11 protein-coding genes are annotated in these 17,986 nt (G+C 44.2%); 8 read left to right on the top strand and 3 right to left on the bottom strand.

Features of this window, described 5'->3' with window-relative positions; all coding sequences use genetic code 11:
- Positions 1-18 precede the first annotated feature (18 nt).
- Together J0656_RS05360 and J0656_RS05355 are read left to right on the top strand one after the other, a co-directional pair.
- Positions 19-2,673, top strand: a complete 2,655-nt coding sequence (locus J0656_RS05360) for an exo-rhamnogalacturonan lyase family protein (protein ID WP_207032073.1) — start codon at positions 19-21, stop codon at positions 2,671-2,673.
- A gap of 80 nt (positions 2,674-2,753) precedes the next feature.
- Positions 2,754-4,187: an SLC13 family permease gene (locus J0656_RS05355; protein WP_207032071.1), complete on the top strand. Its 1,434-nt coding sequence runs from the start codon at positions 2,754-2,756 to the stop codon at positions 4,185-4,187.
- 24 nt (positions 4,188-4,211) lie between these two features.
- Here J0656_RS05355 and J0656_RS05350 read toward each other — a convergent pair whose 3' ends face one another.
- Positions 4,212-4,910: an arylesterase gene (locus J0656_RS05350; RefSeq protein WP_207032069.1), complete on the bottom strand. Its 699-nt coding sequence runs from the start codon at positions 4,908-4,910 to the stop codon at positions 4,212-4,214.
- Between the two features lie 42 nt (positions 4,911-4,952).
- Here J0656_RS05350 and J0656_RS05345 point away from each other — a divergent pair, with 42 nt between their 5' ends.
- Together J0656_RS05345 and J0656_RS05340 are read left to right on the top strand one after the other, a co-directional pair.
- Entirely contained in the window at positions 4,953-5,630 is a 678-nt protein-coding gene (locus tag J0656_RS05345; RefSeq protein WP_207032068.1) for an ABC transporter ATP-binding protein, read from the top strand.
- A 2-nt stretch (positions 5,631-5,632) separates the two neighbouring features.
- Complete coding sequence (locus J0656_RS05340) at positions 5,633-8,170, top strand: ABC transporter permease (RefSeq protein ID WP_207032067.1); 2,538 nt, start codon at positions 5,633-5,635, stop codon at positions 8,168-8,170.
- On the opposite strand, the gene J0656_RS05335 is transcribed toward J0656_RS05340, so the two are convergent.
- Positions 8,171-9,241: a formylglycine-generating enzyme family protein gene (locus J0656_RS05335; protein ID WP_207032066.1), complete on the bottom strand. Its 1,071-nt coding sequence runs from the start codon at positions 9,239-9,241 to the stop codon at positions 8,171-8,173.
- Between the two features lie 64 nt (positions 9,242-9,305).
- On the bottom strand, positions 9,306-10,967 hold the full coding sequence (locus tag J0656_RS05330; RefSeq protein WP_207032065.1) for a sulfatase family protein: 1,662 nt from the start codon (positions 10,965-10,967) through the stop codon (positions 9,306-9,308).
- 286 nt (positions 10,968-11,253) lie between these two features.
- Here J0656_RS05330 and J0656_RS05325 point away from each other — a divergent pair, with 286 nt between their 5' ends.
- From J0656_RS05325 to J0656_RS05310, 4 genes are all read left to right on the top strand, one after another.
- A complete protein-coding gene (locus J0656_RS05325; RefSeq protein WP_207032064.1) occupies positions 11,254-12,708 on the top strand; it encodes a TolC family protein in 1,455 nt (484 codons plus the stop codon).
- The gene (locus tag J0656_RS05320; protein ID WP_207032063.1) at positions 12,698-13,927 is read left to right on the top strand and encodes an efflux RND transporter periplasmic adaptor subunit; all 1,230 of its coding nucleotides are present in this window, start codon (positions 12,698-12,700) and stop codon (positions 13,925-13,927) included. The genes J0656_RS05325 and J0656_RS05320 overlap by 11 nt, the downstream gene beginning before the upstream one ends.
- Positions 13,893-17,060 (top strand): efflux RND transporter permease subunit, encoded by a 3,168-nt coding sequence (locus J0656_RS05315; protein WP_237688851.1) that lies wholly within the window; start codon positions 13,893-13,895, stop codon positions 17,058-17,060. The genes J0656_RS05320 and J0656_RS05315 overlap by 35 nt, the downstream gene beginning before the upstream one ends.
- Before the next feature lie 79 nt (positions 17,061-17,139).
- Complete coding sequence (locus tag J0656_RS05310; RefSeq protein ID WP_207032062.1) at positions 17,140-17,982, top strand: ATP cone domain-containing protein; 843 nt, start codon at positions 17,140-17,142, stop codon at positions 17,980-17,982.
- The last annotated feature ends 4 nt before the right edge of the window (positions 17,983-17,986 follow it).

Genomic DNA, 17,986 nt, shown 5'->3' with positions numbered 1-17,986 from the left:
CCTTACTACACTATACAAATGAGAATAATACTATCACTACTGCTGGCATGTTTTCTGCTCAAATCCTGCTCCCAACCCATAGAGAAAGGGAAACAGGTGACCATAACGGTAGAAAACAATAAAAAGGGCGCTCCTATAACCTTGGGAATACCTTTCCCCAAAGGAGAATTGAATTCCGTAGATCATCTACGCTTACTCACCGCCGATGGCACGGAAATACCTTGTCAGACCACGGAAGTAAGCAATTGGGGACCAACGGACGACAGCATCAAATGGGTATGGGTGTTCTTTTTTTCCGAAGATACACAGGACTATGTGCTGGAGTATGGGGATGGCGTGGTGCCCATCCTTCCAGAGAAGAAGGTGGTTTCTATGAACAACATGAGACCTCAGGGCGGAATAGATGTAAATACAGGACCACTATCATTTTCAATACATAAAAAAGGAAACGGTTTTTTGGATGAAGTCTTTCTTGATTCCAACAAAGATGGAAAGTTTACCGAAGAAGAACTAATTGGCTCATCACCCGAAAAGAACCGAGGCTCCTTCTTTGATCTTTTGGACGATTCGGGCATAGATGCATCCAAAGCTGTCATCAATGAGGTTTTTAGGGAAAAAGGGTCTGGTCCTATGCACACCATTTTTAGAATAGAAGGGACTTACACTTATGGTAGGGAAGACAATAATCTGTCACCATTTACCATTTGGTTGCACGCCTATGCCGGTAAGAGTTATATAAAAGTATTGCATACGATGACCTACACAGGCGTTCCGGACAAGCACAAACAGCAAAAGGGAGAGCATGCCAATATAGCAACGCAGAACCAGGAAATCATATCCGAGAGTACCGAAGATGATATGGGCTGGATACAGCCGAACGATCAGATTGCCGCTATTGGACTCCAGCTAAAATATCATTTGGATGATAATGTGAGCGTTTCGATGCCACTTTATGACGGGGCTTGGAAAGATGATGAAGCAAAGACAGTATTGGAAGAAGTGACGGTGAACGATGAAACTCCTGTTCAATTGTTACAAAAAGGACCAGATAGGCGCAAAAGCACCAGTTTAAGAAGTCTTTACCTGAACGATTTTAAGAAAGAAGGGACAAATGATGGCCCTGAAAAAGAATTGGGATTTGAAGCAACTGTGTCCAAGGGAGAAGACAACATTGCTACCGCACAAAGGGCCAAGGGATGGATCAACATCACCGATGGAAAGCGGGGCGTTGGTCTGGGCATTAAGAATTTCATGAAAGAATACCCAAAAGGGATAGAAGTAGATCCCGCCAACAATATTCTGCTGGGAAGTATTTGGCCCAAAGAAAACGGCCCAATGAACTTTGCCAGACACAATACAGAGCCAGATGGGGGCATGTTGGACAATTTTGCACAAGGTATCACCAAGACCACGGAATTTGTTTATTATTTCCACGATAATGACGCCACGGAATCCGTTGGGGAGAAAATGGAATATGTTACCGAAAGCCCGGTCGCACATGCCACACCCGAGTGGTACACAAATTCAAAAGTGTATGGGAACATGGCACCGGCTTCCCAAGCACATCCAGAGTTTGAAAACGCATTGCAATACAGATACCAATGGTGGGCCTATAACCAAAAGAACGAACCATGGTATGGCATGTTCAATTATGGTGATGGAAAAAGCTATTTCTTTGATGGAAGATGGGTGCAATGGACCAACAATGAGCCTACTGTAGATTTTATGCTATGGACTAATTTTATGCGTACCGGTAAACCGGAATACTTTAAAATGGCCCAAGCGATGAGTAGGCATACGATGGATGTGGACAACATCCATTGGCCCAAAAAACGAACGTATTACGGAGAGATCAACGATGCCATTGATTTTTGGAATTATGAAGATGAGCCAGAATCCACACCATACCTTGGTATAGGGCGACGACATGCCAACGAACATTGGTACGCACTTTTAAGTGCGCATGTTTGGATTCAAGGGTGGATAGCCGATTATTATTTAGCCGCAGACCACAGAGCGTTGGAGGTGGCCAAAATGACCGGTGACACCTATATCAAAAGAATTTGGGGCGATCATGACCTGAGGGGACGAAGGTTATACCTTTCTGTGCTGAACTTAGTGGAGTTGTATGATGCCACCAAGCTTCAAAAATATAAGGATGAACTGGACGATAGGGTGAACCTTATGCTGGAGTTCCAAGAACGACAAGGGGGCAACTTGCTATTGGATAGATATGGATACAGCCAGACCTACGTGGCACAAGGACTTTATAAGTATCAGCAAATAACAGGAGATGAAGAGGTAAGAAAGGCATTGTTGAAGCATGCCAGATGGGTCAGGGACGTACCTCCATTGAACCATGAAATGGAATCTTATCTGGCGACCATTTACCCATTGTTGTTGGGTTACGAAATAAGTGGTGAAAAAGTATATTTGAACGAAGCGTTGACAAGAGCAGAAATGTTGAAAATAGGTGAACTGCCAAAATCACCGGAAGACTATCAAAATGCTGAAGCCTATAGCGAGGACCTTTTGGAAATTTCCAACCTCCCCATGAGCAAAAAGCGGTTTACCAACTGGCAAACCAACCAAGGGCTCCGTGTATTTGGTTGGACCCACGCATATAATATTCCTTATTTACTTTATTGGATGGATAAGGAAAATATCGACTAAATCTAGTAATCTTCAGAAAGGGATGGTGCGCCGCACATGGCCACCGTCCCTTTTTTTGCACATAACTAAACAACAACGATATGTCGTACAAACGGTTCGGGGCCGTATTGGGGCCTCTTCTATTTATTTTGATTCACCACTTTTTTAATGGGGAAGGACTTTCACCTCAAGGGCGGGACATATTGGCAGCAACTGTTTGGATAGGGGTTTGGTGGGTCTTTGAAGTACTTCCCATAGCAGTTACGGCATTGTTGCCGATTGTGCTTTTTCCGTTGTTGGACACTATTCCGTTGGGAGATACCACAGCCAGTTATGGGCATAAGTATGTGTTTTTGTATATGGGGGGATTTATGTTGGCCATGGCCATTGAAAAATGGAACCTGCACAAAAGGATAGCCCTCCAAATTATAAAGACCATCGGTACAAATATGTACACAATAGTTTTGGGTTTTATGGTGGCCACAGCTTTTCTTTCCATGTGGATTTCCAACACCGCGACCACTGTAATGGTGTTGCCCATGGCTATTTCCATAGTAAAGCAACTCAAGGACAACCCCGACACGCCCGAAGATGAGAACAAAATCTTCAGTAAGTTATTAATGTTGGCCATCGCATATGCCGCATCTATCGGGGGAATCGCCACATTGATTGGAACACCGCCAAACTTGGTCTTTGCAGGGTTTGTTCAAAAAACCTACGGAGTAGACATCAGTTTTTGGCAATGGATGAAATTTGGATTGCCCGTAGCATCCCTACTTTTGGTATTGGCGTGGCTGTACCTCACAAGAGTCGCCTATCCACTGCGTAGGTCACGTTTTCCTGGTGGTAAAGAAGAGATCAATAGACTTTTAAAGGAACTGGGGCCCTTGGGAAAAGAAGAGAAGATGGTCCTCTTCATTTTTGTTTTGACAGCTTTTTGTTGGATATCCAGATCATTTCTTTTACAAAAAATTATTCCAAATATAGATGATACCATTATAGCCATCGGGTCGGCCATTTTACTTTTTATCATACCTGCGAACAAGTCAGGAAGGCCATTGATTCAATGGAAAGAAGCCGTACAGATTCCATGGGGGATAATTTTATTGTTCGGAGGAGGAATGGCCATCGCCAAAGGATTTCAAGAAACAGGTCTGGCAAGCTATCTTGGGGGACAAATGGCATTCTTTGAAGGATTTCCGCTCTTCATATTGCTACTGTTGGTGATCACATGCGTCAATTTTTTGACAGAGGTCACCTCCAATTTGGCCACCACGGCAATGATGCTTCCCGTTTTGGCCCCACTGGCCTTGACTTTGGGCATAAATCCTTATTTACTGATGGTAGCATGCACTTCGGCAGCATCATGCGCCTTTATGTTGCCAGTGGCAACCCCGCCCAATGCAGTCGTTTTTGGCTCAGGGTACCTTCGGATTCCGGATATGGTACGGACCGGATTTTTAATGAACCTTATTTCCATTGCAATTATGTCATTGGCCGTATTCCTGTTATTGCCCTTGCTTTGGGATTTTTAAGCTGTGGATTACTTTTAAGGTTGCCTACAACATTGGCTTGAGTACCTCCCAAACATTTTCGGCCACTAATCTTTGACCCTCAACTGTAGGATGGATACCATCTCCTTGATTGAGTTCGGGAATTCCTGCAACATCTTCCAGTAAAAAGGGGATTAGGGCAATATTTTCCTGATTTGCCAATGTTGGGAATATGTTTTCAAACTCAGATGTGTACTCGGGTCCCATATTTGGTGGAATCTTCATTCCGGCCAATATGATTTTGGCATTTGGAAGGTCTTCCTGCACTTGGTCTATCATCTCCTGAAGATTCGTTTTGGTTTCGGAAAGCGGAACACCCCTGAGACCATCATTGGCTCCCAATTCAATGATGACGATATCCATATCATCCTCCAATACCCAATCCAATCTGTTTTTGCCACTTGCTGTGGTTTCGCCGCTCAATCCTGCATTGATCACGGCATAATTCAAACCCAAGGAATCAATTTTTTGTTGTATGACCGACGGGAAAGATTGACCAAGCTCTAAACCATAACCGGCCGTTAAGCTATCCCCAAAAAAAAGGATTTTTTTGCTCGACTCCGTTGTCCCCTCGACCACTTCTTCCTCAACGGAAGCTTGACCGTCCTCTTTTTGCTGTTTCTTTTCCCCGCAGCTTGCGAGTACCAGCATCAAAAAATAACATAACATTAACGACTTGTTGAGGGCAGAGTTTTTCTTGATCATGGACAATTTTAGTATTTTGAGAGTTTTAACCAAAAGCATGGTATGTCAAAGATATTAAAAGTTCAAAACCTCTCTAAAACTTATCGGAGCGGTGAACACGACCTAAATGTACTCAATAACGTCTCGTTTGATGTGGACAAAGGTCAAAGTTTTGCCATAGTAGGGCCTTCGGGCAGTGGTAAGACTACATTATTGGGGCTTTGTGCCGGATTGGATACCACGGATGACGGTGAAATATGGCTCTGTGGTGAAAGTTTGTCGGGGCTCGATGAAGATGGAAGAGCAGTTTTAAGAAACCAAAACGTAGGGTTTGTTTTTCAGGACTTTCAATTATTGCCCACTTTGACCGCTTTGGAAAACGTAATAGTACCCTTGGAACTCCGAGGGGTAAAAAATGCTTCCGACCATGGTAGGGAGCTACTGGAAAAGGTGGGTTTGTTGAATAGGGCAGAACATTATCCATCGCAATTGTCAGGCGGGGAGCAACAGCGCGTGGCCCTTGCCCGAGCTTTTTCCAATAAGCCATCCATTCTTTTTGCCGATGAGCCCACTGGGAACCTTGACGATGATACAGGAGCCCGGATAGAAGAGTTGTTGTTTGAATTGAACAAAGAGCAGGGTACGGCACTCGTTATTGTGACCCACGATTTGGAATTGGCCAAAAAAACAGATAAAAGTATCCGGTTGAGGTCTGGTAAGATAGAAGAAACCATAGGTTGATCATGGGAAAAAACAACGCTGGATTTTTATGGCTGCTAAAAATGGCCTTGCGCGATGGGAAGGCAAGTTACGGTAAACTTTTATTGTTCGTCTTCTCCATTACCTTGGGGGTGGCCGCTGTGGTGAGCGTCCATTCTTTTAGTAGACTGTTGAAAGAAAATATAGCCCTACAGTCCAAATCCCTTTTAGGTGCGGATTATGTTATAGAAAGCGATAGACCTGTAAACGATAAGGTTCAAGGAATAATGGATTCCTTGGGCGGTTCCGATGCCAAGGAAATCAATTTTTTGTCCATGGCCGCTTTTCCAGGAAACAACGGAACCAAGTTAATGGAGGTTAGGGGAGTTGAAGGCGGTTTTCCATTTTACGGAGATTTGGAAACCAACCCATCCTCGGCGAAGACAAGCTTTAAGGCTGGTGGAGCTTTGGTTGATGCCACTACCATGCTACAGCTCAATTTGAAGAAGGGGGACAGCATTAAATTGGGGGCAGTCACACTCCCTATTGCAGGAGCTTTGGAAAATGTGCCCGGAAGTACTTCTGTGTTTGGGGCCATTGCCCCACCCGTACTGATTCCTTTTCAATTTATTGAAACTACAGGTTTGGTGCAGACGGGGAGCCGAATCGAGTACAAATATTATTTCAAGGCAGATGAGGGTCAGGATATGGCTCTGTTGAATGAAAAAGTAGAACCTGTTCTCGATGCTGAAGACGCCGACCTGGACACCCACCTATCAGAAGCTAGGCGCTTGGGCAGGAGATATGAAAACTTCGGAAAGTTTCTTAATCTGGTCGGATTTATTGCATTGTTGTTGGGGTGTGTAGGTATTGCCAGTGGCATGGGCATCTATGTTCAAATGAAGGTGAAATCCATTGCCGTGCTCAAATGTTTAGGTGCTTCAAAAAAGCAGAGCTATTTGATTTTCTTTGTTCAGATAGCTTGTATGGGAATCGTTGGTGGTCTCTTGGGAACCATTATTGGCTATGGATTGCAACAACTGTTTCCCGTACTATTGGGCGATTTGATTCCGGTTGAGGTGGACATTGCACTATCTCTCCAAAGCATCGTCTTGGGACTATCGCTCGGGTTGGCCATGTCTGTGTTGTTTGCCCTTTACCCATTAATGAAAACCCTGTATGTGTCTCCATTGCAAGCATTGCGCGTGGTACAGGAAACCCAAACCCGTTCAAAAAGAGCCACGTTACTTGTGGGATTTGGAATTATATCTTTTGTTTTCGGGTTTTCATATTGGTTATTGGATGATTTATTGAGGTCTTTCTTTTTTGTGGTAGGCCTATTGGTTGTGTTTTTGATTTTGACCGCAGTTGCCCGATTATTTATGGCCCTATTGAAAAGATTTTTCCCGTATTCATGGGGTTTTGTTCCTCGCCAAAGCCTAAAGAATTTGTTTCGTCCACAAAACCAGACCTTGGTATTGGTACTCTCCATAGGAATAGGCACATTTTTAATCAGTACGTTATATTTTACCAAGGATATGTTGTTGGAAAAGGCTGCCATTGAGGATAGTGCAAACAGTGCGAACATGATTCTCATGGATATCCAAAGCCAGCAGGTCGAAGACGTATCCAACACTATTGAAGCCTCGGGCATGCCTGTGATAGATAAAATTTCTATTGTGACCATGCGGGTGGAGACCCTCAATGGAAAACATGTGGAAGATATTCGAAAGGATACTACGTCACAAGTCGGTAGATGGATATTGAACCATGAATTCAGGGTTACGTATAGGGACAGTCTTATAGGTTCCGAAAAAGTGATCGAGGGTAAATGGGTGAACAATTTCAATTCAGATATGGATATACCGATTTCCGTAAGCAGTGATTTTGCCAACATGGCCAAGGTAACGATCGGTGACCCGGTTTCGTTCAATGTTCAAGGTAGGATCATGAATACGGTCGTGCAAAGCATAAGAGAGGTGGATTGGAGCAGATTGCAGCCTAATTTCTCGGTGGTATTCCCCTCAGGTGTGTTGGAAAGTGCGCCACAATTTAGTGTTATGACCCTGAGAACACCTAATGATGACAGTTCTGCCAAACTCCAGCAAAAACTGGTCAGTGATTTCCCTAATGTATCCATTTTGGATTTAAAACGGATTCTTGAACTTTTGGAAGACATCTTGGCCAAAATAGGTTGGATCATCAATTTTATGGCATTTTTCAGCATATTTGTTGGTGTCGCGGTGCTAATGGGAGCCATTTATAGCAGCAAACATCAAAGGGTAAAACAAGGAGCATTGCTTAGGACCCTAGGGGCCAAAACCTTTCAAATTTTAAAAATGATTGCAATCGAGTATACCATTTTAGGATTTTTGGGAGCCTTTATGGGTGTTGTGCTAGCGGTATTGGGAAGCACTTTGCTTGCGTGGATGCTCTTTGATACCACTTTTGTCCCCTCAGTCATACCGTTTGCCATTATTTTACCGGCCATTACATTTTTGGTATTTGCCCTAGGTGTAGGTAATAGTGTAGGAATTGTTAGGAACTCTCCTTTAGCCGTTCTCAAAAAGGAAAAAGAATAGTTATTCGGACAGCACTGTTCTAAATCCCAAATGCTCCTGTCCTGAATCGGGACTGGTGGCCATGCGCGCAGAAATCCTGTAACTGGCACAGTAGGAAGCACTGCATAAAAAAGAACCTCCCTTTATTACCTTTTCCTTGGCATACGGGTTGTTCGGGTTAAAGGCACTAGTGGCTCCTTGTGGATTTTGGGCGATATCATTATTTGAGGCCAATTCCTTATAATAATTGGTATTGTACCAATCGTTTGTCCATTCCCAGACATTCCCTGCCATATCGTACAGTCCAAATCCGTTCTTGGGATAGCTCATAACCGGCGCCCTGCGCTCAAAACCATCTTTCATGGTATTTTCCACGGGAAACTCTCCTTCCCAAGAGTTGGCATGTGTGCTCAATCGGGAAATATCGTCCCCCCAGGAAAACTTGCTGTCGGTCTTCCCTCCGCGGGCGGCGTATTCCCATTCGGCCTCGGTGGGCAGTCTCCGTCCGGCCCATTCACAATACGCCAACGCATCTTCGAAGGCTATATGTACAACGGGATGGTCATCTTTTCCCTCGATGGTGCTTTCAGGTCCATTGGGGTGCTTCCAATCGGCCCCGATCTTCCATTCCCACCACTGGGAGTAATCGTAGAGGTTGGGAACACTGGACTTTGTTTTTTTGAAGATCAACGAACCTGGTTGTAGGATTGAATCATGGGGTTTTTCCGTACCGGCAGGCAACTGCTTCTTCATTTCCTCCCAATCAATTTCCCTTTCTGCTACGGTCACATAGCCCGTTTCTTCCACAAATTTTGCAAATTCGGCATTGGTCACCTCATGAATGTCCATAAAAAAGCCATCAACATGAACCTTGTGGGCCGGCTTTTCGTGCCCCATGGCCATCTTGTCGTTGGGGACGGCTCCCTGAACAAACGCTCCACCCGGAATCCATACCATTCCTTCCGGTGCTTTTCTTGGAGCCTCTTTATGTGGTTTATCATTGGTGTTATCCTGATTTTCAGATTTGGTCTTACAACCGATAATCAAGATTATCAAAACGAAACAAATACTTTTTGAGAGGGAGTAAGCCATTAAATAAACTTTGAGCAAATTCAAATCCACTAAAATTATAACGTAGTTAAGAATTGATGTGATATTATTTGTCCCTACTTTTCAGGTATTCTTGAAATAATCTTTCCCTTTCTTCAGGCTCTATTTTCCAATATTCAATCAACGGGTTGTCCTTGACCTTTTCGTGATATTCCTCGATGAATTTTTGGTTCAATGAATCGTTGTCCTTGTACTTGGCCCTGAGGTGCTCAAGATCTTGGTGTAATTTTTCCTGAACGTCTGCATATTGTGGGTCATCATAAATGTTGTTCATTTCGTTCGGGTCGTTCTTAAGGTCGTACAACTCCCATTTGTCAAGGTCATAGTAAAAGTGAATCAATTTGTACCTATCCGTGGTTATACCGTAATGTCTGCGAACGTCATGTTCAGAAGGATGCTCATAATAATGGTAATAGTGCTCGTTCCTCCAATCTTCAGGGGTCTCCCCTTCAAGAATGGGGACCAAACTTTTACCTTGCATATCCCCGGGAATTTCGGTTTGCGCAATGTCCAGAAAGGTCTCGGCAAAGTCTATGTTGGACACCAGGTCCGTATTAACGCTGCCCGGTTTTATTTTGCCGGGCCACTTTACCAAAAGAGGGGTTCGCAGGGACTCCTTGTACATCCATCGCTTATCGAACCAACCGTGTTCGCCCAAATAGAACCCTTGGTCAGAGGTATAGATGACAATGGTGTTTTCATCGAGACCGGCCTTTTTCAAATAATCCAAAACATGTCCGACACCTTTGTCGACCCCGGCCACACTGGCCAAGTAATCCCTCATATAGCGTTGGTACTTGAAACGGGTCAATGCATCGCCGGTAGGTTTTTCCCTATTGTACTTTTCATTGATGGGACCGTAAATGGAATCCCACATTTGTTGTTGCTCTTCGGTAAAGCCGTTCTGTGGCTGGTCCGTGATCTTTAGGTCCGGTCCCATTTTCATGGATTCGGAGATTGACATATAGTTCATGCCGGCCACCTCACGCCCCCCGGAATAATCATCGAACAATGTTTCGGGCTCGGGAATTTCAACATTCTCGTACATTCCCAGTTCATTGGGACCGGGCTGCCATGGCCTATGGGGCGACTTATGTCCCAAAAATAGCATGAAGGGCTGTTCTTCCGATTTTACGGAGTCCATCCATGTAATGGCCTTTTCAGTGATGATTTCCGTGGTGTAGCCCTCCAGTTCGTATTGCCCCTGTTCATTTATAAAGGTAGGATTGTAATAGGATCCCTGACCGGGCAAAATATCTATATAGTCAAACCCTTTGGAAGGGGTATCTCCCAAATGCAATTTCCCCAGAACCCCGGTCTTATAACCAGCCTGTTGTAATAGCTCCCCAAAAGTTTGCTGGTCAAAATTGAACTTGGACCCGATGGTATTGTCGATAAAACCGTTTAAATGACTGTACTTTCCCGTAAGGATGGCTGCCCTGGAAGGCCCGCAGATGGAGTTGGTGACCAAACAGCGCTCAAAGAGCATTCCTTCTTCTGCAATCCTATCAATGTTCGGGGTAGGGGCCACTTCGGCCAGCCTGCCACCATACGCGCTGATGGCCTGGTAGGCATGGTCGTCGCTTATAATGAAAACAATATTTGGCCGTTTCTGGTCGTCTTTTTCTTGCTCCGCAGTTTTCTCGTTGTTCTCCTTGCAAGAAATAAACATGCAAAGTCCAACTAAGGTGTAAAATAAGTATTTCATGATAATAAAGTTGTTCAGTTTTTTAAGGCGGTATAATATACCAACTTATTTGGAATATTAACCCTGCCCCCATCAACTTCAAGCTAAGTATTCTGTTATGTATTACTCATTTGCGGTCGTCACCTGGATAAAAATCTTCTTTATGGGACAAACGGCTTGTTAGTATAAACTTGACGTTGAGAGGTGTGGTAGCGTAGTTGGAACGGTTTTATTTTTTAAATCCATTGAAATTCACGAAATTATATAGGTAGAGTTTTTATAAAACTACATCCATCAAATCAAGGTAATGGTAAATAACAACGTGGTACGGGTGAATCCCAAAATTGGCCGTTGGCGAAACCTTTGGATTTTTGTCTGTATTCTTTTCGTAGGGACACTTTATTTTAATTGTTCTCCCAAATATTCGAATCTATCACCTCCAATTGAAGAATTTCAGGAATTTAGTACAAGTGGCGATACATTGGTATCCGGCAAATGGTGGGAGGTTTTTAACGATGAGAAGTTGAATACGTTGATAGATACCGCCATGCAGTCCAACTTAAACTTAGCTGCTAGGTGGCAGCAGTTTATAGCTTCCAGAGCTTCGGTGAGGTCGCAAACTTCTAACAGATGGCCCACACTCGAAGCATCTGCCCAAACAGCAAGAACACTTCCCGAACCTGATTTTGTAGGCGGTGAGAATACACAATTGGGATTTTTTTCCAGCTACGAAGTGGATTTATGGGGACGTATTGGAACAGCAATAAATGCAGAAAGGTTTCGGTCAGAAGCCAGTTATTTTGACTACGAAGCACTTTCCCTGTCCCTTTCCGCAGAAATAGCCACCACTTGGTATCAATTACAAGCAGCAAAAAAACAATTAAAGATTACGGAGGATCAAATCAAGACCAACGAAGCCATAATCAAATTGATTCGTTCCCGCTTCGTGGGAGGCCAGATCAGGGCAGTGGATATTTTACGGCAAGCACAATTATTGGAAAGCACCAAAGAGCAGAAGATTATATTCGAGACCAATGTTGAGTTGTTGAAGAACCAATTATCTGTCCTTTTGGGTAGGCAACCACAAATTCAACTTTCGCTGGATGGGTCCTCCCTGCCAAATATATCCCAACTACCAGATGCAGGTCTGCCATTGGATTTGGTACGGCGCAGACCCGATGTAAAACAATCCTTTGCACTCTTATTGGCAGCTGATAGGGATATGGCCTCTGCGGTACTGAGCAAATACCCAAGACTCTCGTTGAGTGGTCGAGGACAGCTGCGTTCCAACAATTTTGATAACCTTTTTGACAATTGGGCCTATTCTTTGGCAGGAAACCTTTTAGCCCCGATTTTTTATGGCGGAAGGCTCAGTGCCGAAGCAGACAGGGCAACTGCCATCAAAGAGCAGCGCCTCTATGAATACGGTCAGGCCACATTGATTGCATTTAGGGAGGTTGAAGATGCCATGGTGCAAGATGTAAAACAAACGGAGCGATTGGAGAATATTGGGAGACAATTGGAATTGGCCGAAAAGAGCAACAAACAGTTACGTGTAGAGTTTCTGAATGGATTCAGTCCATATTTGGACGTGCTGTTGGGCTTAGATCAGGAACAACAGCTCCGAAGGGATTTTGTGTCAGCGCAATTGCAGCATATACAGATCCGGATAGCTTTATACAGAGCATTGGCAGGAGGATTTGATACCGGTAGAACTATAGAAAATCAAAAAAGTAAAGTCGACGAACTATATGAGCAATAAGAAAGTAATCTGGATTTGTTTAGCCATTTTGATTGGGGGAATCTTAGTGACCACTCTCATTTTTTTCACCGAGCCTGAAGCACAAAGTGAGGGAGCCACCATTGAAACTGCAATTTTGGTTGATGTGGTAACAACGGAAAAAGGAACATATGCCCCCACCATAGTGGCCACTGGAACAGTGCAGCCAGTAGAAGACGTTATTCTCAGCCCTTTGGTACCGGGACAGATTGTTCGCAGGGACCCGGCCTTTATCCCGGGAGGTTTTGTACAAAAGGGCGAGGTCCTGTTACAAATAGACCCCTCGGATTATCGCAATACATTGGAATTGCGAAAGAGCGAGTTGCTGCAATCCGAGACGGCCTTGGCCACGGAAATGGGCCGCCAGCAGATTGCCGAACAAGACCTTGAACTCATCAATAACGATTCGTTGTTCGGGGATAACCCACTCTCCGATAACGAGACCCAATTGGTACTTCGTCAACCACAATTGAATGCCGTTAAAGCTAACATTGAAGCGGCAAGGGCCTCTATGAACCAAGCTCAGTTAAACTTGGACAGGACTACCATCCGTGCACCTTTCGATGCACATATCCTGAGTCAAAATGTAACGGTGGGATCTCAAGTTTCTCAGGGCGATGACCTTGGCAGAATCGTTGGAACGGATAGTTATTGGGTATTGGCAACGGTCCCCGTTTCAAGATTACAATGGTTGAAATTTCCAGAATCAGAAAAGGAAAAGGGTTCTATGGTGCGTATTGAAAACCCATCAGCATGGCCATCAGGTGCGCATCGCGAAGGATATTTGGACAGGCAGATAGGCGCATTGGACAACCAGACGCGGTTGGCAAGGGTCTTGGTGCGTGTAGATGACCCTTTGGCCACAAGTGACGAACTGCAAGGAGCTCCAAAATTGATGATTGGGACCTTTGTGGAGGTTAATATTCAAGCTGATTCCATTCCAAATGTGGTCCGACTGGACCGCGATTTGGTCAGAAGTAATCAAACTGCATGGGTAATGAAGGACAATCTATTGGAAATCCGTGAATTGGATATAATCTTGACCGACAATCAGCATGCTTATATAAAATCGGGCCTGGAAGATGGTGATAAAGTCGTATCGACAAACCTAAGTACGGTAACCAATGGGGTTGAACTCCGAACGCGTTCAGAAGAAACTTCAGATAATGAAGATGATGAAAACCGAGAAGATGAAGGATAAGGATACAAACAAGAATGTGAGGAAAGAAGGAGCCATAGGTTACATGGCCCGAAACTCAATAGCCACAAATCTATTGATGCTGATACTTTTGGGTGGTGGTATTTTTACCATGTATACTATCCAAAAAGAAGTTTTTCCAGAGTTTCAATTGGATTTTGTAGATGTTTCCGTGGCCTATCCGGGAGCTTCGCCAGCAGAGGTGGAACAAGGCGTCCTTCAACCCGTGGAAGAAGCCGTACGAAGTGTTCAGGGCATAAAGGAAATCGTTTCACAGGCAGATGAGGGGTCGGGCCAAATCAGTATAGAACTTATTGCAGGTTCCGAACGAATGAAAGCCTTTCAGGACATTGATCAGGCCATCAACAGAATTCGAACTTTCCCTGATGATATAGAACGGCCAGAGGTGAGCCTACGTTCCAGACAACGTGATGTACTCCAAATCGGTCTTTATGGAAAGGCGGACATTTGGACACTTCGGATACTGGCCGAACGTTTGAGGACCATTTTGTTGAGCAATCCTGCCATTACCCAAGTGGAGCTCAACAATGTGCCCGATTATGAGACCCGTATCGAAATAAACCGGAACAATCTTCAAAAATATAACTTGACCCTTGGCCAAGTGGCGGACATAATAAGACAGAGCAGTAACGATGTTCCCGCAGGAGCAGTACAAACACAGAGTGGTGAGATATTGCTGAGAATGAAGGAACGTAAACAATGGGCGGATGAATACGGAAGCATTACCATCGTATCCACACCTGCTGGGGCCAAGGTAAGCTTGAGCGATATTGCTACCATTACCGATGATTTTGAAGAAACCGGATTTCACGGACAGTTTAATCAACAAAATTACGTGGAGCTCCAAATTTTTAGGATAGGTGACCAATCGCCTATGGAAATTGAGGATGTAGCTTTGGGAATACTGGAGGATTTCCAATTGCCACCAGGCGTGAATTATCGTACCGATAGCAATAGGGCATCCGATTATCGGGAACGATTGTCCTTACTTACCGAAAATGGTGTCTTGGCCATTATCATCGTATTGTTGATTCTCACCTTGTTCTTGGAATACCGTTTGGCCTTTTGGGTGATGATGGGTATGACGGTTTCCTTTATCGGAGGAATGATATTTCTTCCCCTCATAGGTATAAGTGTCAATATGATATCCATGTTTGGGTTTTTGGTGGTACTTGGTATTGTGGTTGATGATGCCATTGTAGTGGGAGAGAACGTTTACGAATACAGGAAAAAAGGGTTGAGCCCCATAAAAGCGGCAATTGCAGGGACCAAGGATGTGTCGTTGCCCGTGGTTTTTAGTATTACCACAACCATTATCGCTTTTGTACCACTGCTTTTTATGCCCGGGGAAACAGGTAAGTTTTGGCAACCCCTTCCAGCTGTGGTCATTGTAATATTGGCGGTTTCATTGTTGGAGGCTTTGTTTATTCTACCATCGCATTTGGCACACTTAAAAAAAGACCCGAGCAAAAACAAATGGGTGCATAAACTAGAAAACTGGCAGGGCGCTTTTGCCAATAAGTTCAACGAGTTGGTCGACAAATGGTATCGCCCGTTGTTGGATAAGTGTCTTAAGCATAGATATATTACCCTGTCAAGTGCCATTGCACTTTTATTAATTGTTGGTGGCTATGGCTACAGTGGGCATATGGGAATGATCATGATGCCCGAAGTAGCAGCGGATGAAATAGAGGCAGGTGTCCGCCTGCCAGTGGGAACAACCCCGGACCAAGCTGCCAAGGTAGCCCACGATATCTCCGATGCTACCCAAAGAATGTTCGAGGAACACAATTTATATGAGGTTGCCGAAGGGATCAAGACCAATGTACGTGGACAAAATTTTATTGATGTGGAAATCGTAATGTTGCCACCGGACCGGAGGGATATTACCGCGGGAGAAGTCATTGCGTTATGGCGCGACAATATTGGCGATATCGAAGGTGTTGATCAAATTACCTTTGAAGCGGAACGAGGCCCCGGAGGAGCTAGGCAGGCCATTAGCATAGATTTGAGCCATACCGATATCGGTGTGCTGGAAAAGGCCAGTACCGCATTTGTAGAGCGTATGGAGATGTTTTCCAATACACGGGACGTCACCGATAATTACAATAAAGGAAAATTACAGTACGATTTTAAGCTCTTGACACAAGGAAGGAACTTGGGACTGACCTCCAACGAGGTGGGAAGGCAGGTAAGGAACGGGTTTTTTGGCGCCTTGGCAATGAGACAGCTCCGGGGTATGGATGAAATTGAAGTCAGGGTAAAACTTCCCATGGAAGAACGTAAGGATATCAAAAACCTCGAAAATTTCCTGATTCGTACACAAGATGGAGTAGAGGTACCCTTAATGGACGTGGTCGAGGTTCAACAACGAGAGGCATTTACCAGTATCAACCGTAGGGACGGACGTAGGGTCGTCAATGTCGGCATGGATGTGGAACCCGCTAATGCTGTCAACAGGGTCATTGCAAAAGTACAGGAGGAAACATTGCCCCAACTGAGGGCGGATTTTCCTGGGATTACATGGACTTTTGAGGGAAGTCAGGCAGATATGCGGGAAAGTACAAGTACCCTTCGGGCCGGTTTTGCCATAGCCATGCTTTTAATTTATGCATTACTTGCCATAGCTTTTGGCAGTTATGTGCAACCTTTGATCGTGATGACGGCCATTCCCTTCGGGATTGTGGGAGCAGTCATAGGCCACATTCTTTTAGGTTATGATCTTTCCCTGGTCAGTTTGATGGGAGTCATTGCATTGTCCGGTGTAGTTGTAAATGATTCTTTGATCATGATCGATTATGCAAACAAGCGTAGGAAAGAAGGCGACCCTATTTACAAGTCCATTCACGAAGCTGGGTTGAGAAGGTTCCGACCGATAATTTTAACTACTATGACCACATTTGGTGGTTTGGCCCCCATTATTTTGGAAACCTCAAGTCAGGCATTTTATCTGATACCCATGGCAATTTCACTTGGATTCGGTATTGTATTTGCCACGGCAATCATACTGGTTATAGTGCCATGTCTATACCTGATTCTTGAAGATGCGCGGTTGTCCATTCAAAAAGGAAGAACGGTCAAGGAAGTGGACGTGTCGGAGAGTGCCATTTCTTGATGTTGATGTAGCTCCTTTTCAGATATCATTTCCGTCCTAAAATGTGATTAATGATCAAAACCTTGCGTATTTTAGTGGTATGGGCGCAGAACATTTTCATATTACCAAATCATCGGGGGAAAAAGTGGATTTTTCCATGGAAAAGCTGAAAAACTCATTACAGTTCAGCGGAGCCTCCGATGAAATGGTTGAAGAGATTTTGAGTCGTGTTCAAGATGAACTCTATCAAGGCATCACCACGAAAGAAATTTATAATCGAGCCTTTGCCCTTCTAAAGAAGAAGGCATCTGTCTACGCATCCAAGTATAAACTAAAAAAGGCCATTTATGAACTTGGTCCCACTGGATTTCCATTCGAAAAATTCATTAGTGGCATTTTGCATTATTCTGGTTTTGATACCAAAACAGGAGAGGTTTTACAGGGCACCTGTGTTTCTCACGAAATCGATGTACTTGCCACAAAAAATGAAACCTTGAATGTTATAGAATGTAAGTTTCACGGTGAAGATGGTCTTAAATGTAATGTAAAGGTCCCATTGTACATCAATTCCAGGTACATCGATGTAAAGCGGCCATTGGAATCAACAAGGAACAGCACCTATAAAACCATTCAGGGTTGGGTGGTCACTAACACTAGGTTTTCGCAAGATGCACTGGAATATGGAAAGTGTGCTGGCTTATACCTATTGAGCTGGGATTACCCTCAAGGTGATGGACTCAAAGAACGAATTGACAGGTTACGGTTGTATCCCATTACAGTGTCCACCTTACTTTCAAATCGGGAAAAACAATTTTTGTTGGAGAGAGATATAGTTCTTTGCAGGCAATTGATAAAAAGTAGTTTTCTACTCGATCATTTAGGGGTGTCAAATGGCCGCAAGCAACGAATCCTAAAAGAGATGAAATCACTTTGCAATTTGTGACCAT

It is taken from the genome of Flagellimonas aurea, from assembly GCF_017313785.1.
GTDB lineage: Bacteria > Bacteroidota > Bacteroidia > Flavobacteriales > Flavobacteriaceae > Flagellimonas > Flagellimonas aurea.
Note: the sequence above shows the minus strand (reverse complement) of the source record. Positions and strands in the feature narration are given on the sequence as shown.